The 19745-nt window shown below is 48.2% G+C and carries 10 protein-coding genes, 1 tRNA gene and 1 pseudogene; 8 read left to right on the forward strand and 4 right to left on the reverse strand.

What is annotated here, in order from left to right; translation table 11 throughout:
* Nucleotides 1–2 precede the first annotated feature (2 nt).
* The 4 genes from EML15_RS06300 to EML15_RS06315 are packed head-to-tail and all read left to right on the forward strand — an operon-like array spanning nucleotide 3 to nucleotide 9783.
* On the forward strand, nucleotides 3–3230 hold the full coding sequence (locus EML15_RS06300) for an ATP-dependent DNA helicase (protein ID WP_144274025.1): 3228 nt from the start codon (nucleotides 3–5) through the stop codon (nucleotides 3228–3230).
* Nucleotides 3227–6613, forward strand: a complete 3387-nt coding sequence (locus EML15_RS06305) for an ATP-dependent DNA helicase (protein WP_144274027.1) — start codon at nucleotides 3227–3229, stop codon at nucleotides 6611–6613. The genes EML15_RS06300 and EML15_RS06305 overlap by 4 nt, the downstream gene beginning before the upstream one ends.
* Nucleotides 6606–7673 carry a potassium channel family protein gene (locus tag EML15_RS06310; protein ID WP_144274029.1) on the forward strand — a complete coding sequence of 356 codons (1068 nt, stop codon included), beginning with the start codon at nucleotides 6606–6608 and terminating at the stop codon, nucleotides 7671–7673. The genes EML15_RS06305 and EML15_RS06310 overlap by 8 nt, the downstream gene beginning before the upstream one ends.
* Before the next feature lie 34 nt (nucleotides 7674–7707).
* A complete protein-coding gene (locus tag EML15_RS06315) occupies nucleotides 7708–9783 on the forward strand; it encodes an ATP-dependent DNA helicase UvrD2 (protein ID WP_144274031.1) in 2076 nt (691 codons plus the stop codon).
* A 10-nt stretch (nucleotides 9784–9793) separates the two neighbouring features.
* Here EML15_RS06315 and EML15_RS06320 read toward each other — a convergent pair whose 3' ends face one another.
* A complete protein-coding gene (locus EML15_RS06320) occupies nucleotides 9794–10654 on the reverse strand; it encodes a hypothetical protein (protein WP_144274033.1) in 861 nt (286 codons plus the stop codon).
* A 75-nt stretch (nucleotides 10655–10729) separates the two neighbouring features.
* On the opposite strand from EML15_RS06320, the gene EML15_RS06325 reads away from it, so the two are divergent.
* On the forward strand, nucleotides 10730–11245 hold the full coding sequence (locus tag EML15_RS06325) for a SprT-like domain-containing protein (RefSeq protein ID WP_144274035.1): 516 nt from the start codon (nucleotides 10730–10732) through the stop codon (nucleotides 11243–11245).
* Here the strand turns inward: EML15_RS06325 and EML15_RS06330 are convergent.
* The gene (locus EML15_RS06330; RefSeq protein WP_144274037.1) at nucleotides 11242–12660 is read right to left on the reverse strand and encodes a zinc-dependent metalloprotease; all 1419 of its coding nucleotides are present in this window, start codon (nucleotides 12658–12660) and stop codon (nucleotides 11242–11244) included. The genes EML15_RS06325 and EML15_RS06330 overlap by 4 nt on opposite strands.
* A 178-nt stretch (nucleotides 12661–12838) precedes the next feature.
* Here EML15_RS06330 and EML15_RS06335 point away from each other — a divergent pair, with 178 nt between their 5' ends.
* Nucleotides 12839–13888, forward strand: a complete 1050-nt coding sequence (locus tag EML15_RS06335; protein ID WP_144274039.1) for a PDZ domain-containing protein — start codon at nucleotides 12839–12841, stop codon at nucleotides 13886–13888.
* A gap of 49 nt (nucleotides 13889–13937) precedes the next feature.
* On the opposite strand, the gene EML15_RS06340 is transcribed toward EML15_RS06335, so the two are convergent.
* Nucleotides 13938–14516, reverse strand: a complete 579-nt coding sequence (locus EML15_RS06340; protein ID WP_144274041.1) for a PPA1309 family protein — start codon at nucleotides 14514–14516, stop codon at nucleotides 13938–13940.
* 255 nt (nucleotides 14517–14771) lie between these two features.
* Between EML15_RS06340 and EML15_RS06345 the strand changes: the two are divergent.
* Nucleotides 14772–17756 (forward strand): annotated as a pseudogene (locus EML15_RS06345) (UPF0182 family protein); the annotation flags it as partial.
* 300 nt (nucleotides 17757–18056) lie between these two features.
* Nucleotides 18057–18130 (forward strand) — tRNA-Met (locus EML15_RS06350).
* Between the two features lie 83 nt (nucleotides 18131–18213).
* Here EML15_RS06350 and EML15_RS06355 read toward each other — a convergent pair.
* Nucleotides 18214–19500: a Fic family protein gene (locus EML15_RS06355; RefSeq protein WP_144274045.1), complete on the reverse strand. Its 1287-nt coding sequence runs from the start codon at nucleotides 19498–19500 to the stop codon at nucleotides 18214–18216.
* Nucleotides 19501–19745: the final 245 nt, after the last annotated feature.

Below are 19745 nucleotides of genomic sequence, written 5' to 3' on the forward strand. Positions count from 1 at the left end.
CTATGACTGATAAGACAGATACAACTCATGACTCTATTTTTCTAGGGCAGCGCAGTCCTATTCCGCGTATTCGCCTTCACGCTCCTGAGCGGCAGAATGTCGCACGTACGTGGGATAATGATTTATATCGTGAGCATAAGGGGATTTGGCGCTTACAAGGTAGTGCAGGTAGTGGTGTGAGTAGCCTGATCCTTGATACCGTCGCAAAGCGTATTGAGCAAGGATATGATCCCGCCAGTATTATTGTGATCGGTACTACTCAGGCAGCTGTTGCTTCACTGAGGCGGGGACTGGCACAGCGATTATCCGATAGTCAATTCGCGAGCACTAATACAATTGTTCGCTCAGTACACTCGCTTGCTTTTGCCATGTTGAGAATAAATATGGCAGAACATACTCAAGAAGAATTAAGGCTGATCCCTGGTGCGCAGCAGGACGCAGTTATGCGTGAGCTATTGGCTGGTCATGCGGCTGCTGGGGCGCCTGGATGGCCAGAACAAATGCGAGAAGCCGTGGGAATGCTTGGCTTTGCCCGGCAGCTTCGTGATTTTCTCTTGCGCTCAGCAGAACGTGGGGTAGGGCCGGAGGATTTAGAAGAACTGGGGGCGCGCTTTCACCGTCCAATGTGGACCAGTGCTGGAGCATTCATGCGCGAGTACGAGCAGACTATGGAATTGGGGGGTAACCGTTCCTTGAGTGCTTCTGAGCTCATTAGTGCAGCATTAGCATACTCGGCTACCGATTATGGTTTTAGGACAGTTATTGTGGATGATGCGCAAAACTTAGATCCACAGGCTGCCCGCTTGATTGATCGGCTTCTGCACTATGCAGATTTTGGTATTATTGCCGGAAATCCTCAGCACAGTATTTTCCACTTCCGTGGTGCGCATACGCAATTTTTAGAACACTACCCTGTAGATCATGAGCTGTATCTGTCGGATAGCTATCGTCAGCCAAATAAAGAAGTACATATTCTTGATTCTGAGAATAAGCAGTGGGAATTAGCTGCTGATACTTTTCGCAGGAAACACTTGTTAGAAGCAGTGCGGTGGCGCGACATGGCACTTATTGTGCGTTCATCCACAATGGTCGATGCAGCACGTCGTACGCTGTTGGCAGCAGGAGTGCCGGTACATACTGATCCAGGCGATATTATCCTTGCTGAACAACCTATTGTTGCTGCGCTTTTGCGTATTCTACGTTCCTTGTCTCAGCCACTTAGTGCTCGTGAACTAGAAGACCTTGCCCTAGGGCCACTAGGCGGTGCCGACCCAGCAACAATGCGGCGTCTTTTACGTGGATTGCGGTTATTAGAGATACGTCGAGGTGGAACGCGTCGGGCAATCGAAGTGCTCCAGATAATAATTAGTGCACAGCCAGAACACCAGAATGAGAAAGCTGAGCTATATGAGCAAGCGCACAGTGTGCTGACACAGCGTGAGTTAGACATTCTTGACCGTATCAGCAAAGTTTTTATTGCTGCTGCACAGGCTTATCGTAGCGAAGCCAATATCGAAGAAGCATTGTGGGCTGTGTGGTCGACATCTGGCTTAGCAGAGCATTTACTGGCAGTAAGTTTACGTGGTGGTACTGCAGGTGCACAGGCAGATCGTGATTTAGATGCAGTAATGGCGCTTTTCGACGCAGCGAGCGACTGGGTACGTCGTCGTCCAGGAGCAAGCATCCATTCTTTCCTTGTGCATATCGACGAGCAGGAATTACCTACAGGAGTGCGTGATCGTCGGGTACTTAGACCTGATGCTGTGCAGATCTTGACAGCTCATAGCGTGGGTGCACAAGAATGGGACATTGTTTTTATTGCAGGGGTACAAGAGAATACGTGGCCGGATATGGCAATCACGGGTTCACTTTTTGGTCAGGAAGAACTTATTGATTACCTTGACTCAGGTATTGAACCTGGTACGCCAGTATCACAAATTAGTGCACGTGTTGCAGAAGAAAAGCGGTTATTCGAGTTAGCAATCAGTCGTGCAACGACATTAGTGCAAATCAGTGCGGTGGATGATCCAGAAGGGGATATTCCCTTAGAACCATCACGATTTATTTATGACATACCTGGGGCAGAATACTATGACAGCCATGATAAAGCAGCTACTACCACAGGTGAGCAACACGCGGGGGCTGACAGTGGCACGTCGGATGCGTCGCGTACTACTAAATCCACTGAATCCACTAATTATTTTCGATTCTTTTCGCTCAGCTCACTGGTCAGTGAGTTGCGTAGGGCAGTAAGTGATGAGGAGAACCCACCGCAATTGCGAGAACAAGCAGCACGTCAGCTTGCAAAACTAGCTGAGGCAGGGGTGCCAGGGGCAGATCCTGATTCTTGGTGGGGAATACAGGAACCTAGTGAGTCAGAACCAATAACAGTACGCAGTTTATCTCCGTCGGCTGTGGAAAAAGCAATGGAGTGTCCATTGCGTGTCAGCCTAGATAATAAGAAACTTTCCGCTGATGCAAGCAATGCTTTTGCTATGCACAAAGGTACTCTAGCTCATGCTTATGCCGAAGCAATCACGAATGGTATGTCCGAGGAAAAAGCGCGAGCACTGGTCAACGAAGCATTTGTGGATTTGGCGGAACTGCCATCGTGGCGTAAAGATACCGCCATAGAAGAATGGGAAAATATACTGGCTAAGTTACGTAGCTGGTTGGCGGGAAGAACCGGAAAGACTGAACTGCTAGGGGTGGAAGTGAGCGCTGATGTGCGTATTTCTGATTCTTTGCGGTTGCGCGGCAGGATTGACCGACTCGATAAGACCGAAGATGGGGTATGTATCGTCGATATTAAAACGAGTAAAACTGCCATCAGTGTCAAAGACGCCGAGGACAATAAGCAATTGCTGACCTATCAGTTGATGTTAAGCCGTTCGCAGTTGGAAGAACAAGACGGTGAAATCCATATTCGCAGTATTCCTATGCGAGGTACCGGTAACAACAGCGACGATGCCAACGACACAGCACGTGTAGGAATAGACGTTGATGAGGCAATGTTGGTGTATCCTGCTACCACCTCCAAAGGCGTTACGGTACGTTCTCAGACGCGTCGTACTAGAGAAACTCTTGATGAGTTGGCAGCAGAGCTTATTCATGTGGCTCAGGAATTACGTGGTCCCACTATTATCGCGCGGAAGAATAAGCAATGCGATCTGTGCGATTACAAGAGCATATGCCCAGTGCAACCTGAAGGAAAGACGGTGTTATCATGAGTTTTGCGAATAAAGCTAATAAAAACGCCACCAGTGAGATAAAAATTTCTCCGCAGGAACTTTCGGTTGCGCTCGGGCAAAAATTTCCCCCTACAGAACAACAAGCAGCAGTTATTGCTGCCCCGCTTCATTCTATGCTGGTCGTCGCGGGTGCAGGTGCGGGTAAAACCGAAACAATGGCGGCTCGGGTTGTGTGGTTAGTGGCTAATGGTTTTATATGCCCAGATCAGGTTTTAGGCTTAACTTTTACCCGGAAAGCAGCACAAGGACTCAGTGCTAGGATTCGTCAGCGTTTAGAGCAACTTGTTGGTGCCCCGATTATTAAAGATCTAGATCCCACCGGAGAGTTGGAAAAAACTCTCGAAACCATTGCGCCTGTGAGCTCTACCTATGATGCGTTTGTCGGGAAGGTTATGGGGGAGTTTGGGTTACTGTTGCCGGCGGAACCAGGGGCACGTTTGATTGGTGAGACTGAACTATATCAACGTGCGCATACTTTTGTCACTGAGTATCGCGGCACGTTGAGTACGAGCCACAGCACTGCTACCGTAGCGGGAACACTATTAAAACTCATTGCTGAGTTAGATAATCATCTCATTGACGAGAAAGAATTAGCTGAAGAAACTGATGCATTTGACAAGCTTTTCGACGAACTGCCTCCAGGGCCACGTCAGAAATCTACGTTCAATCAAACTCTGCAAAAAATACGTGATCTCCAACTAAATCGTTTGGAATATGTCGATCTTGTACGGCTATTTAAGCAGCAATTGCGGGAAGATCGACTCAAGACTTTTGGCGAGCAAACTGCCCAAGCTGCACGGTTGGCACGGCAAGATCCCAGCGTGGGCGCATTGTTATCCCAGCGCTATCCAGTAGTTATGCTCGATGAGTATCAAGATACCAGCTATGCTCAGCGGGTGCTTTTGCGTAGTTTATTTGCCCATAGTGCAGTTACTGCAGTGGGTGATCCCATGCAGTCCATCTATGGGTGGCGTGGTGCAACTGCTGCTAATCTCGAGCACTTTATTGCGGATTATGCTATTCGAGATGAGCAGGGCGAAATAAGCGTTCCAGTAGAGCGCAAAGAACTAACGACAAGTTTCAGAAACCCAGAGCAAGTATTAGCACTTGCCAATGATGTTGCCGCTAGTGTCTTAGAAAAAAATGGTGCAGATAAACGTCCTGTCTCGCCTTTGCAGCCAGGTCCTGGTGCTCAAGACGGCATGATCCAATTTGGTTTTTTCGCAACAGGGCAGCAGGAATGTGATTTTATTGTGGATGAACTCGCCCAAGCATATGAGCGTAGTCATATCCAATCTGATGGCGCCGCGAAAGATTTTCGTGCGGCGATTCTCTTGCGCAAAAACGCTCAGGCAGCACCCTTTGCCCAGGCCTTAGCTGAGCGTGGTATTCCTTATGAAATAGCTGATACCAGTGGGTTAATTCATATACCAGAGGTGGCAGATCTTATTGCAGTGGCAACAATGCTGATTCGGCCTCAGGATTCTCATGCCGCATTGCGCATTTTGCTCGGGCCACGGATTCAATTGGGTCTTAATGATCTTGGAGCTCTTGCTCAGCGTGCTGCAACATTAGCTGGTCGTGTTCGCCATGAGGGGCAAACCCAACCTGAGGAGCAATCAAAGACACCTGAGGAAAAACTAAAAGATATCATCGCAGAGCTATATGAATCTGATCCTGATTTTTCCGTTGGGTTGGCAGATGCGCTGGCAGATTTGGGCGAGCCTGAGCAGTATTCTGCTCAAGGCTATCAACGTCTTTATCGACTTTCTGGTGAGCTACGTGCCTTGCGTACTCATAGTTTGCATCAGAGTTTGTCTGATCTATTCAACGATATTGAACGGGTAATGGGGATTCGTACTGAAGTGCTCAGTCGTCAGGATCCTCATGCTGCGGGGGCAGTAGGCACAGTGCATTTGGATCAATTTGCCAAAGTCGTAGCCGATTATGCCAAAATACCTGGTGCAACGCTTGGCGCCTTCTTAGATTATTTGCGCGATAGTGAAAAGTGGGAGCGAGGTTTATCCCAAGGGCAAGTACGCGTTAATACTCAACGAGTGCAGATTCTCACGATTCACAAAGCTAAAGGCCTAGAGTGGGATTTTGTCATTGTCCCAGGGGTTGATCAAAAAGCATATGTCACTAATACAAGTACTTGGTTGAGCAAGGTGGAGTATGTGCCTTGTGGTGTCAAAGGTGATCCTGATGACGCAGTTGAGCCTGGAGTTCCAGTGCTTGATTTAGTTGAGGTGGAAAATCGCAAAGATCTCGAAGAAGCCTTAAAACACCATAAGAATGAATACATTATTGCTACTAAAGACGAAGCCACGCGGCTTTTCTATGTGGCACTCACGCGTAGCGAACGACGACTACTCATTACTGCATCGGCAGAAAATGAAGCTATTGTCTCTGGTGACCGTGAACCTTATGAGCTTTTTAGCTCTCTTGCTGCGCACTATCCGGATTATGTAACCCAGTGGTATGGGCAAAACCTAGAGGTAGACATATCAGCAGAATCTGATCAACCTCTATGTGCCAAACCACCTGCCTCAGCAGTGGTAGAGGGGGCATTTCCGCAGCAATTAGAGCACTCGCACAAAGCAGCATTACTTAGTGGTGCACAATTGGTGCGCCAGGCGCAACAGCAACTACCTGAGTTAAGTCAGGATCGAGAGATTTATGGCACGTGGGAAAAAGAAGTTGCTGCTTTGATTGAAGAACATCGATTGGCACAGCAAGCATATGTAGATATTGAGTTATCTCAAGAATTGACTGCTACAGATTTGGTGAGTTTAAGCAGCAATCCTGAGTATTTTGCTCGCCGTCAACGTCGTCCGGTGCCTTATAAACCACAGAGCAGTTCGCGGCTTGGTGAGTCTTTCCACAGTTGGTTGGAAAAACGTGTTGGTGTCCAAGCTCTGTTAGATGAAAATGAGCTTGTAGCAGATGAAGAACAGGTTTCTACAGAACAACTTGATCAACTTAAAGCTGCTTTCTTAGCTAGCGATTGGGCACAGCGCACGCCAACTTATGTGGAGTATCCATTTGAGATCGCCATTGGACGAGTGGTGGTGCGTGGCAGGATGGATGCAGTATTCACCCAACCTGATGGCACATGGCAGATTATTGACTGGAAAACTGGGCATATTCCTGGGAAAAAAGAAATGGAGTCGGCAAAGATACAATTAGCGGTGTATCGTTTGGCATTATCGCGACTACATGACATACCAGTCGATTCTGTGTCTGCAGCGTTTTACTATGTTGCCCATGATGTGTTAGTCGCACCGAAAGATTTACCAACACAGCAGGAACTAGAGCAACTGTTGTTGATAGAAAGTGGAGGTAGCAACGAGCATGAGTAATTCTCGTTCTCTGGCGCGCCGTCGGAAAGAACATAGCTCTGGGATTGCTGAATATGCGCAGTTACATACAGTGGGTTTGCCTAAGCCATATGTGGTTTCTCCGGTGCGGCTCATTGCGCAGCGTATTGCTTATGCTCTTATCCTTCTTGTTGCAGTAGCGCTTTTGGTCTATACCGACAAAGGTGGATATTCAGAGTCGTTGACGTTCATTGATGCTCTGTATTATTCGACCGTGTCACTTTCTACCACTGGTTATGGTGATATAACCCCTGTGACTCAGCAAGCGCGATTGCTCAACATTATTATTATTGCTCCTTTGCGAGTAATGTTCCTTATTTTGTTGGTCGGTACGACATTGTCAGTGCTGACTGAAGAGTCACGAAGAATGTGGCAGATCCAGCGTTGGAGGAGAAGAATGCGCAACCATACGGTTGTTATTGGATATGGGACTAAGGGGCGATCCGCAGTGGTTGCCTTGCTTGCCGACGGAGTCCTACCGAAAGACATTGTTGTTGTTGATACAGACAAAGAGGCGCTTGACCTTGCAAACAGTGAGGGCTTGGTGACCGTCGCTGGTTCCGCAACGAAATCGGATGTCCTAAAACTAGCCGGTGTGCCGAAGGCGAAAGCAGTGGTAGTGGCACCAAATCTTGATGATACTGCAGTGCTTGTTACCTTGAGTGTGCGTGAATTAGCGCCATCGGCGTGGATTGTGGCTAGTGTGCGAGAGTCAGAAAACCAAAGGCTTCTTGAACAATCTGGTGCTGATTCAGTAGTCATTTCTTCGGAAACCGCAGGTCGAATGCTTGGTCTTGCTACAGTAACGCCATCTGTGGTGGAAATGATGGAAGATTTGCTGTCGCCAGACGAAGGTTTTTCTGTTGCTGAACGCCTTATCGCAGAGGACGAAGTAGGTGCAAACCCTCGTCACCTCGCCGATATTGTGCTAGGAGTGGTGCGTTCCGGTGAGCTATACCGCATTGATTCTCCTGAAGCTGAAACAGTGGAACCAGGCGACCGTCTCCTCTACGTGCGGCGCGTTTTCGCTGATCAAGATTGATAATCCATACCGCAATAGAGGCTGTAGCTAATAGATGAGTATAGATTTAAGCCTTCTCGACGCCGACCAAAAGCAAGCAGCACTGGCTCCGCGAGGACCTGTTGCTATTTTGGCGGGTGCAGGTACTGGAAAAACTCGGACTATCACCTATCGTATTGCTCATTTAATTGAGCAAGGATTAGTAAGCCCACAGCGTGTGTTAGCCGTATCTTTTACCAAACGTGCTGCGGGTGAAATGCGCCAGCGCCTGACCAACATGGGTATTAGCGGAGTACAAACCAGAACTTTTCATTCTGCAGCGCATAAGCAACTCAGCCATTTTTGGCCGCAGATTGGTGGCTCATTGCAATGGCAACAAGTGGATAAAACCTATGCGCTGGTTGCTCAAGCAGCGCAACGGATTGGTGTTTCCAGTGGGAAAGAAAACATCAAAGACATCAAAACCGAGATAGATTGGGCAAAAGCTAATCTATTATCACCTAATGGATATGCGTCGTATGTGCACCAGCATAATGACAGAACGCTGAATGAATCAGTGGAAAAAGTCGCTGCTGTTTATGCCGAATACGAGAGGCTCAAAGATGCAGGTGAGCATCTTCTTTTTGACTACAATGACATTTTGCTCCACATCGCAGGGGCAATAGAAAATCAACCTGCTATTGCTGAGCAGATTCGTGAGCAATACCGCACTTTTGTTGTCGATGAGTACCAGGATGTTACTCCGCTGCAACAGCGATTATTAGAGGCATGGTTAGGTGGGCGAGACGACCTAACCGTGGTGGGGGATCCAAGCCAAACCATCTATTCTTTTGGTGGGGCAACAGTGCGGTATTTGCAGGAGTTTTCTAAAAAATATCCGCACGCTGTCACTATCAAATTGCAGCGCGATTACCGTTCCACACCAGAAATAATTGGACTTGCCAATCATGTCATTAGCCAGGCTAAGGGGACACTTGCTGCTCATACACTCACGCTACAAGGTATGCAGCCTACAGGTCCACACCCAGCGTTTTCCCGTTACGCTGATGACTATGCGGAGGCACAAGCTGTAGCTCAGAAGATAAAAGATCTCATTGCTCAAGGGGTAACGGCTGGACAGATTGCAATTCTATTTCGGACGAACTCACAAACTGCGGTGTTGGAGCAAGCACTCGCCGAGGCACAGATTAGCTATTATGTCCACAATGATGATGAGTTTTTCCAACGTCCGGAAATTAAGCAGGCAATAAGCCAACTCATCCGGATAAATATGCGCCTGGAACAGGAAAAAGCGCAACTCGATTCTGATGTAGCTCTAGTAGATTTGGTGCGCAATGCCCTTGCGCCAGTGGGGTTGGTGGCTCAAGAACCCCAGGGGCAGCACGCGAGAGCACGGTGGCAAACCTTGCGTTCTTTGATGGATATAATCGTCGACATTGTGCAGCAGCAGCCACACATGGGGTTGGCGCAATTACTTACCGAGCTACATAACAGACACCAGCGGCAACACAATCCAGCTCCTAGTGGGGTCAGCCTCGCCACGCTACATACCGCCAAAGGTTTGGAATGGGAGGCGGTTTTCCTCATTGGGTTAAGTGATGGACTGCTGCCAATGACTCATGCAATCACCGTGGGAGGGGAGGCTATTGAAGAAGAGCGTCGGTTGCTTTATGTAGGAATTACTCGTGCGCAGAAGTATCTTTATTGTTCCTATGCCAAGGCGCGCCACGCTGGTGGGCGAGCGAGTCGTCACTGTAGCCGATTTTTGGCTCATGGTGAGTATGGGTTCAATCCACAACCGAGTGGTGCGAAGAGACGTGGTGTGCATTGCCGTGTGTGCGGCGTGAGTGTGACAACTGCTCAAGAGAAAACCTTGAGGCGCTGTAGCGCGTGTATGCAAGATATGCCAGCCCAGGTACATGAGCGTTTTGAGCAATTGGCGCTCTGGCGTACCCGCCAAGCGCAAAGCCAGAATGTTCCTGCTTATATGGTTTTTTCCGATGCTACTTTATGGTCACTGGCGCTTGAGAATCCGAGGACAGAGTATGAATTGCTGTCTATATCAGGTATCGGTGCAGTGAAACTTGAGCATTATGGTTCCGAACTTTTAGCATTGCTTAAAAAGTTGTAGGTGTGTGGCGCTAGCGTGTGGTTGGTGTGTGTTGGCGCTGTTCATAGCAGTACACGCATAGTGGATGCGAGTGGCGTTGCTCGTGGTGCATATTCGCTGTGTAGAGGTCAAAACTGATGACAGTGCCCGCAGATAAGACAGGTGCCGTGATCGTTGGACTCATCCTTGCATTGTGAGTTGCACCATGAAAGGTAGCTGTGAGCAAGCCGGTGAGTTTAGCTGCTAAGAGGTGTTCATAAGCTGGTGCGTAGCGTTGGCTGGGGCTGCATTGTTCTAGCAGAGCTGTCCAATGTGGATCAGCGTCAATGCAATAGAGCTCTATGCAATGTAGACAAGGACCAGAACCAGATAATTTGACTGGTCCGATAACACAATGTGTATCAATTATGCGGGCAGGAATGACGCTACGTCGACGAGCTAATGCCTGAGTAAGTGCCCCCATTGGTTGCTGCCCGACGACGATAATCGGGATATGTGCCTCGAGTCGTTGAATGAATAAGCGTGGAGATTCATTGCGCATTGGCACGCGAGCTGCAATATCTGATTCGTTTAAGACTTCGTGCACAATAGCCGCACTACGTGAGTTGCCGATGAGAGCGACTGTTGTGGGCTGGTGGTGCCAAATGATGCCGTGTGCTATGAGCTCTTCTACCATAGTACGTGCGGCAAGTTCGCCGAGTCCTGCTTGAACAAGGCGGGTTATGAATTGTTGCGTTATCGTGGGGGCACGTAATTCTAAAAAAGCTGCCAATACTGCGCTAATAATCTGTGGTTCGCATTGAATAATGCCAGCATGATACGCATTCATACCAAATTGGATTGCGCCGCCAGGGCGTAAAAATACTCGAGCGTGTGGGCTGAGTTTGATCATATGCGATGTATCGGAAATGCATATGTTATGCATAAGTTCCCCGTCCCCCTGTTGTCTTATACAATTATGAAAACTATGCCAGACAAATACTCAGATGTCGAAATTATTGCTTCCACCAGGCGTGTTCGTAGCATTTCTGCGAAGGTCGTTGATGGGAGAATCCAAGTGCGTGTCCCTGCACATCTTTCTGCTGCTCAGCGTGATAAGGAAGTTGCCGCAATTGTGCGAAAATTACGCGCAAAGTTACACAAGGATACCTTGGATAATGATCAGTTGTGTGCGCGTGCGCACACACTCAATGCTCGCTATCTTGAGAACAGGGCGAGCTTTTCGACGATTACCTGGGTAAGCAATCAACATCAACGCTGGGGCAGTACGACGGTGAAACACAATGCACTCAGTGAGATTCGCATTAGCCATCGACTAGCTGAGGTACCAGACTATGTGCTCGACGCTGTGATTATCCATGAACTTGTGCATACTTTTGTTCCTGGTGGACACACTGCTGAGTTTTGGCTTTGGGCAGATAGGGCACCCAAAGCCGAGCGAGCTAAAGGCTTTTTAGAAGCCTATAGCCGCTTTGGAGGCTAATTCGATTTCGCCTCTGGATCCTCATCTGGACCTTCGTCTGAACCTTCGACGCTACCGTTATCACTATCGCTATCGTCGGAAGAATCTTCTGCGTCTTCTGTTTGGCGTGCCTGCTCAGCAAGTTGTTCTTCCAGAGCGGTGATTTCTGCAATGGGGTCAAAATCATTGCCCAGTGCGTCGTCAAGCAATCCGTCGATGAATTCTGCTGAGTTATCGAGGTCTTCTGCAGTGGGGAGGAAATCTGGATGATCCCACACTTGATCTCTGCGCTCGGCACCTACTGCAACGGTCACACGTCGCCACAGCTCTACGGCGGCCGCTACTTTTGGTGCGTCAAATTCAATACCCACCACAGAAGAAAAGGCTTTTTCTGCAGATCCGCCTGTTTCGCGTCGATGTTTCCAGGCTTCATTCATGGCTGCGGTAGAAGGCAGCATTTCACTTAGGGCTTCGGTAACGACATATTCGACCCAGCCTTCGATAAGGGCAAGGAGAGTCTCTAAGCGGGTTACTGCGCCTAGGTTGCTGGAAGAGATATTAGGGGACAGATCCATCTCCTGTAATTGATGCATTGCATCTTGAATAGCAGAAGGATCTCCCGACTCTAAGTTCATCTCTCGCATTTTTTCTTCGATATGGGACGTGTCGATCACAAGTCCGCTAGCGTATTCTTCTGCGGAAGATACTAGGCGCTCAATGAGCCAAGGAGCATGATGGAAGAGGCGCTGTCGTGCGCTTTCTTGTGCCGCTAGATAAACGAGAAGTTCATGCTGCGCAAACCCTAGTCCGTGGGAGATCTTTCCGAGATTTTTGGGCAAAAGCGCAGTAATTCCGGCAGGGGCAATGGGTAAGCCAAAATCGGTGCCAGTTAAAGTTTGGTCTGCTAAATCACCAAGAGCATTGCCTAGTTGCATACCAAAGTTCATGCCAGACATTTGGTTCATCATGCCGATCATAGGCCCTACCATTTCCCGAGCTTCTTCTGGTAGTGATTCCATTTGGGCTGCGTTCATATTTTCGGCAACTGGGGTGACCATGCGTTTCCAGGTAGGCAGAGTGTTTTCTAACCAGTTTTCTTCATTCCATACCTCTACCTTGTTGCCTGAGGCAGGAAGGATAGTGGATTTATCTAACCATAATTCAGCTAAACGCACTGCGTCATTAACTGCTGTGACATCAGAGTCAGTAATACGGCGCGATATATGTATTTGTTGCCTAGCAATGCGCTCTGCCAAGGCATAATTAACTGGGCCTTGCCCGTCGGGTGAGTTCATTGTGGAACCCATACCGGAGAGCATTTGCCCAAATTGATTGAGCATATCGCCTAAACCGCCCCCGAAGGGATTATTTTTGTCGTTGTTATCGTCATCGTCGTTGCCATTAAAGCTAAAAGAAAATCCAAAACCGTTATTCATAAACCCTAAGTTACCTGCGAGTGAGTGTATTTAGCTATTCATTATCAACGCTCTCAGCGAACACATAGGTATTCTTCGGTGTAGAAATTGGTGTGACCAGCATTGATATTCCAAAATGGGTGTGAGATAAAGTTTTGTGTCTAGGTTTTGTCGGGGGACACAGGGTAGTGTATGTAGCGTGAAACGAGGTTCCCGTACGTTAATTCTTGGCGCTATTCCACTGGTATTGCTTACTGGGTTGGTTACCATTGATCATATTCCTGGTACCAATATCAGTTTGACTGTGCCTTATGCGGCTGAGGGGACAGGACCTACGTTTAATACTTTGGGTGAAGTAGATGGTCAGGATGTTGTCGAGATTTCCGGTGCGCAATTAGATGATACTGATGGTCACCTTAATATGACCACTGTGAGTGTGCGCTCGAATATGACCTTGGGGCAGGCTTTGGGGCGGTGGCTTTTTACCAAGGATACCCTTGTGCCTATTGAGCAGATTTTTCCGCAGAACATGACTGAAGAAGAAGTCAAAGAAGCAAACGAGAAGGCTTTTAGCACCTCAGAAGCCTCGGCGACGATTGCCGCTATGAATTATCTCAATCTTCCTCTTTCTATTGAAGTTTCTGACCTTGCTGAGGATTCTCCCGCAGCCGCAGTTCTAGAACAAGGCGATGAAATAATCGCTATCGACGACAAGCCCGTGGCACAACCAGAGGAAATTAAGCAGGCAGTGCAAGCCAAAAAGCCTGGTGATTCCCTGTCGGTTAAGTTTAAGCGTGCGGGGAAAGAACAAAGCATATCGCTACGATTAGCAGCCAAAGAAGATGAACCTGACACTGCCTTTTTGGGTGCTTCGCTTGTGTCGATTCCTGCTAATGGCGTGGAAGTGACCTATCACTTGGAAGACGTCGGCGGGCCGTCGGCAGGCATGATGTTTAGTTTGGCAGTGATCGATAAGTTATCGAAAGGCAGTCTTACGGGGGGTAAGTTTATTGCTGGTACTGGAACTATTGATGCAGATGGCACTGTTGGTCCTATTGGTGGGATTGAGCATAAAATTCGTGCTGCCAAAGAAGCTGGTGCGCAGTTATTCCTTGCGCCTGAAGCTAATTGCTCGCAGGCGCGTCGTGAAGCCTCGGGAATTACCTTGGCCAGCGTGGACAATATCAGTGACGCTATTGAGCAAATTAAGGCTTTTAATGAGGGCAAAGAGGTAAAGACCTGCTCTTAAAATAGAGCTTTACGCCTAAGTCTAAAGCGCTGGCGTGGTGACACGTGGATTAGTACCCCCCAGGGTGCTCAAAGGGATATTGCAGTGCTGCGATAACACCAGGGGCGATATTTTCCCCACCGCGTAATTCAATATCATCCTCAGCAAAAGGACCTTTGGCAGCTAGTTCTTCTTCGCTGGGACGCAATTGGAGCAGGGTTAATTGTGCATATGTGCCTAAGACTCCGGAGAATAAGCGTGCTGGGCGGGCTTGTGGCACAGCGGAAATGTCTAGTGCAGCGTCCGTGATTGACGTGGATGAATCGGATGCAGATGAGTCATAGAACATGATTTCTTGAGCCAGCACTGCACCAACTACTTGATCGGGCCAGACAATACTGGCAAGAAACTCGCCTAACTCTTCTGAGCCAGGCAGGATATGTTCTGGCAGCATATCTTGGACCACCAAGGCTAGAGGGGTGTGTTCATCTTCTTCGGCAAAGACCTCTGGCATGGCGTCGTCAAGCAAGGACGCGGGAACGAGTGCAAAAAGAGTGGGGGGCTGGTCCCATCCTTCGGCGTGAATAAAATCTACTGCCTCAAGCATGGATTTATTGAGGGCTTGGGGCGGAAAAGCAGAGGTAGTCATGATAGTGCGTGTCCTTTGAGCAATAATCGAACAATAGTTGAGCAATGGTTGCGGGGGATGAACATTAGTTATACCCAAGTTATACCCAATTAACGATACGTGAAAAAGTATGTGTGGGGACAAAACTTTCTTGTTAAGCGTTAGAAAGGCAGCGTCATGTGTGCTTAACGCCCACACCGTGTCTGTCTTGTGTTGTATAAACTGGAAACATTAAGACTGAAAACTGAGAATGAGAGAGTTAAGGAGAACCGAGAGTTGTCGCTCAAAACCTCGTCTGCATTTCCGCAACGCAGGCGCCCACCTCGGCTATTGACCGGAATTATCAGCATTATTGGTATTCTTGCTGTTGCATTGCCACTGATTGTAGGGCTATACACCAATTGGCTTTGGTTTGGTGAAGTTCAATTCCGTGGCGTATTCAATAAAGTTATTCTGGTGAGGGTAAGCATTTTCCTTGCCTTTAGCATTATCGGCGCAGCCATTATTTGGCTGGCTGGGTATCTTACGTATCGCACTCGTCCGGATATGAGTGTGCTGAGTGCGCTGGCAGGAAAAAGCCCTATTGTGGAGTATCGCAAGGTTCTGGATAAGTCTATTCGGAGGCTGCTTCCTGTGGTTGCTGTTGTTGGTGGTGTGGCTGCCGGAGTCATTGCTCAGCAAAAATGGCAGGTCTTTCAGCTGTTTTTCCACAGGCAAACCTTTGGTAAAACCGATCCGCAATTTGGCATGGATTATGGTTTCTATGCTTTCGACCTTCCCTTTATCCGCACAGTGCTTAGTGCATTGATCACGTACATTGGTATCGCTTTTGCGATTACCTTGGTGGGACATTATCTGCTGGGTAACATTCAGGTTGCCAACCAGTTGATTAGTACGAAAACGAAAGTGGCAAAAGCAGCACGTATTCAATTAGGGGTATGGGCTGGGCTGTGGATGCTGGCGCACGTAGCAGGCTATTGGTTTGACCGCTATGATTTGCTCAATAAAACTCATGAGACGTTCACCGGTGGTAGTTACACGGACATTAATGCTATTTTGCCGGCAAAAATTATTCTCATGGTCATTTCCTTGGTGGTAGCACTGTCATTTTTCAGCGTGATTGTGCTCAAAGATCTTCGGATCCCGGCAGTAGCTACTGTGCTCATGCTCGTTAGTGGTGTTGTGATTGGCACTGCTTATCCTCTGGTCGTAGAGCGTTTCTCTGTTTCGCCAAACCGTGCTGAGAAAGAAGCGGAGTATATTGCGCGAAATATCGACGCTACGCGCTATGCTTTTGGCATTACCGACGATAAAGTCACCTATAAAGACAACTGGGGTACGTCTACGACTCAAGCTGCAGAATCACAGCAGCGCACTGAGGAAGTATCACAGGATAATGCGACGATTAACAATATCCGACTGCTTGATCCTGAGGTAATTTCGCCAACCTTTACCCAGCAGCAACAGCTCAAAAACTTCTATGGTTTCCCAGCGTCGTTATCTATGGATCGTTATGAGATCGACGGTCAACTGCGTGACTTTGTGGTGGCGGCACGTGAGATTAACCCTAATTCTTTGCAAGAAAATCAGCGTGATTGGATTAACCGGCATACGGTCTATACCCACGGTAATGGGTTTGTTGCTGCTCAAGCTAACCAAGTTGATGAGGTTGCTAGGGATGTTGGCTCTGCGCGTGGTGGCTATCCGGTTTATACCGTGTCTGATTTGCAGGCAACCGATAAAGAAGCAGAAGAAGTGGGTATTAAGGTAACTGAGCCACGTATTTACTATGGTCCTGTTATTTCTTCGGCACAAGATGGCGCTGATTATGCCATTGTTGGCTCCGACGACGGCAAATCAGTGGAATACGACTCCGATTCTTCTACCTACACCTATTCCGGTAAGGGCGGAGTAAAGATCGGCAATATCTTCAATCGCGCTGCTTATGCTATCCAATATCAAGAGATGAATTTGATTCTCTCTGATCGAGTAAATGCACAGTCCAAGATTCTCTATGATCGTGATCCTCGTGAGCGTGTGCATAAGGTTGCTCCGTGGTTGACCACAGATTCCACTACATATCCTGCTGTGATTGATGGAAAAATCAAGTGGATCGTGGATGGGTACACCACATTGAGCTCTTTACCTTATGCTCAGCGCACTAATCTGACTGACGCTACTCAAGATACCTCCTCTGATATTGGGGTAGGTGGGCAGCGCCCAGTTATTGATAATGTTGGCTACATTCGCAACTCGGTCAAAGCAGTCGTCGACGCTTATGACGGTTCTGTGGAACTCTATGCGTTTGATGAGCAAGACCCAGTGCTTAAAGCATGGCGTGGCGTGTTCCCAGATACGGTAAAACCAAAGTCTGAGATTTCTGAAGAATTGATGAATCATATTCGCTATCCAGAAGATTTCTTCAAGGTACAGCGCGAAATGCTTTCTCGCTATCACGTCGATGATGCTCGCGAGTTCTTTACCAATGACCGTTTCTGGTCTGTGCCGGGCGATCCTACTGCAGAGGAGAGTCAGCGTAGTGTGAACCAGCCACCATATTATGTTGTGGCTGCTGACCCTGATACTGCTAAGCCAAGTTTCCAGCTCATTACGGCTTTCCGTGGTCTTAATCGTGAGTTCCTTGCTGCACATATGAGTGCGTCCTCTGACCCAGATAACTACGGAAAAATCACTGTGCGCGTATTGCCAACAGATACGCAAACTCAAGGTCCAAAGCAGGTTCAAGACACAATGACCTCGTCGGATCAGTATTCCGCTAACCTCACCTTGTGGCGTGGATCCAATGACATCATTACGGGTAATTTGCTGACACTACCTGTGGGAAGTAATGAGATTCTCTACGTAGAGCCGATTTACTCAAAACGCAAAGACCAAGCCTCAGCATTCCCTAAACTGTTGAGAGTATTGGTGAGCTACCGCGGTCAAGTAGGTTATGCACCTACTATTTCTGAGGCGCTGGCACAGGTAGGCATTGACCCTAAGGCAGCACAAGATCTTGATGAGGCGGAATCCATTACCCCAGCTTCTCCTGCTGATAGTGCAGCTGCTGGTGATGCGGCTCATGCTGAGCGTCCGGCCGCGCCAAGCCTGCCGGCCAGTGGTACTGGTACTGAAGGTGAGGCAATTGAGCGGATCAATAATGCGCTGAGCAACTTAGAAAAGGCGCGTAGTGGTTCGCATGAGGAATACGGTAAGGCACTTGATGCTCTCGACGCTGCGGTGGAGTCCTATCAGTCCATTGTAAAAGCAGGTAACGCTGGCGGTGCTGGTGCTGCTTCTGCAGCACAATCATCGGGGGCAAGTGCTGATGCCCACGCTACAGATCAGAATAAGAAGTAATTAAGCGCTCAGTGATCTGAAAATCGCTAAGCCCGCTGCATGAGCGAATCACTGTGTGCGTAGTTGCTTGGTGCAGTACGTACAGTACATAGTCGTTTGGTGCGGCGGGCTTGCTAGCTGGTTCTTTATCGGTGATTTGTCATTAGGGTGAACAAGAGGTAAAGTGTTCACTCGTTGCAAAGAAGTGTTCTTTGTAAGCGTAGCGGGGTGGAGCAGCTCGGTAGCTCGCTGGGCTCATAACCCAGAGGTCGTTGGTTCGAATCCAGCCCCCGCCACTAATAGAGGCTCCCCACAGGGGAGCCTCGTTTTGTTTTGTGCGTACCTCAGACGTACCCTTAGTCCCCCCTTAACCTCCGCACTAATCTTTTGTTCTCTTTGTCTGAATGCCGTCGGGAACTGCTCGTCTTTGTGGTGCAGCTAGTCGAGTATCGAATTGACTACTGGCTAGTCTGCGGTCGGCGTGGGGGATGAGGCTGAGGATGTCATCAGAGAAATAGCCTTGCAGACCATGTTTTCCGATAATTTTTGTGCGTAAAATTCCAGCATTTTCAAGGCTATCTAGTGCTTTACGGGCATTAGCTGTACTTATGCCGTAAATTCGCTGGACAGAGGTGGTGGTTACAATGGGATGTCCAGCGAGTCCCTGTAGTAATTGTGCTTCTATTGAATCTGTGCGTAATGCACGGGTTTTCCCTTGGGCTGTGCGTGCAATAGTTAAAGCGTCATGCCATTGCTGTTGAATATCGCGTAATTGATTCGCAATTATTTGTGCTTGTTGTATTGCTTGTTCTGTTGCATCGAGAAAGATATTTAGCCAGGTATGAATGTCTCCTTTTCGGAAAGCTGTGAGCCCTTCGATATATAGCTGGGACCATGTTCCTAATATCAAACTTATGGGGAGTATAGTGCGTTGGATGAGATTACGGCGTAGCAATACTCCGTGAATAAGTGCACGGCCAACTCTGCCATTTCCATCAGCGAAAGGGTGAATGGTCTCAAATTGAGCATGGGTAAGTGCAGCTTGAATAAGTGCACCATGTGCGGCTCCATTGAGGTATTCGCATAGATCTTCCATGAGCTCAGGGACATAGTTTGGTGGGGCGGGAATGAACTCTGCTCCGATGGGGGTGTAGGAATTTCCACCAATCCAATTTTGTAATGTTCGTATCCCGGTGGGAATTGATGTTTTCCCAAGCAATTCTCGTTGGAATTTTTCTAATAATTGGATACTGATAGTTTCTTCTGAGCGGAAGTGTGCTTCGATCCCGTGTAGAACGTGCACATTGCGCGCTACGGCTTCTGCGTCTTCGTTAAAGCCGCGTATTTCTTCTTGTTGGGCGAGTTCTGCTAGAACCACTTTGTCTACTCGTGGTGCGATGCCTTCAATTCTGGAGGAGGATAGTGCTTCTGAGCGTAAAAGGAGACGTGAGATATTTCCTAATGCGGTCATGTCTTCGTGTGTGCTTAGTGTGCTAATTGCTTGTTCGACGTGTGCTGCGCGTTTAGCTATTTCGGGGTCAATATGAAGTGGTGTAGTGCTAAGCAAATCGGGTACGTAGGCGCGGTATGTGCCTCCAGCTTTTTCACGCCGGGGTAGTCCTGAGCCATCTGCTGGGATCCAGTGGCATGTGATATGAGTGGGCATTTAACGCTTTTCCGATCGAACTGAGACAAATGAAGAATGTTTAAGAGTTATCTATACACTCTACAGTAGTTTGATGTATGGATAACTATTTTCCATATATTCTGAATGCTGCCTAGTGCACTGGCTTTTCGACGCTCATGCTTTGTGCATGGGCGTTTTTTGTTATAGGGGTGCTGTAGTGGGTGCGTGAGCACTCTCTCGGCTGGACATTTTTATGGGGGGGGGGCTACTCTTTAGGTGTTTTA

It is taken from the genome of Corynebacterium sp. sy017 (genome assembly GCF_017918135.1).
Classification (GTDB): Bacteria; Actinomycetota; Actinomycetes; order Mycobacteriales; family Mycobacteriaceae; genus Corynebacterium.

Excerpts from the sequence above, each read along its gene's own strand:
- EML15_RS06325 (WP_144274035.1), top strand. The coding sequence starts at position 10,730 with ATGCCAGACAAATACTCAGATGTCGAAATTATTGCTTCCACCAGGCGT.
- EML15_RS06355 (WP_144274045.1), bottom strand. The coding sequence starts at position 19,500 with ATGCCCACTCATATCACATGCCACTGGATCCCAGCAGATGGCTCAGGA.
- EML15_RS06300 (WP_144274025.1), top strand. The coding sequence starts at position 3 with ATGACTGATAAGACAGATACAACTCATGACTCTATTTTTCTAGGGCAG.
- EML15_RS06330 (WP_144274037.1), bottom strand. The coding sequence starts at position 12,660 with ATGAATAACGGTTTTGGATTTTCTTTTAGCTTTAATGGCAACGACGAT.
- EML15_RS06315 (WP_144274031.1), top strand. The coding sequence starts at position 7,708 with ATGAGTATAGATTTAAGCCTTCTCGACGCCGACCAAAAGCAAGCAGCA.
- EML15_RS06310 (WP_144274029.1), top strand. The coding sequence starts at position 6,606 with ATGAGTAATTCTCGTTCTCTGGCGCGCCGTCGGAAAGAACATAGCTCT.
- EML15_RS06340 (WP_144274041.1), bottom strand. The coding sequence starts at position 14,516 with ATGACTACCTCTGCTTTTCCGCCCCAAGCCCTCAATAAATCCATGCTT.
- EML15_RS06305 (WP_144274027.1), top strand. The coding sequence starts at position 3,227 with ATGAGTTTTGCGAATAAAGCTAATAAAAACGCCACCAGTGAGATAAAA.
- EML15_RS06320 (WP_144274033.1), bottom strand. The coding sequence starts at position 10,654 with ATGATCAAACTCAGCCCACACGCTCGAGTATTTTTACGCCCTGGCGGC.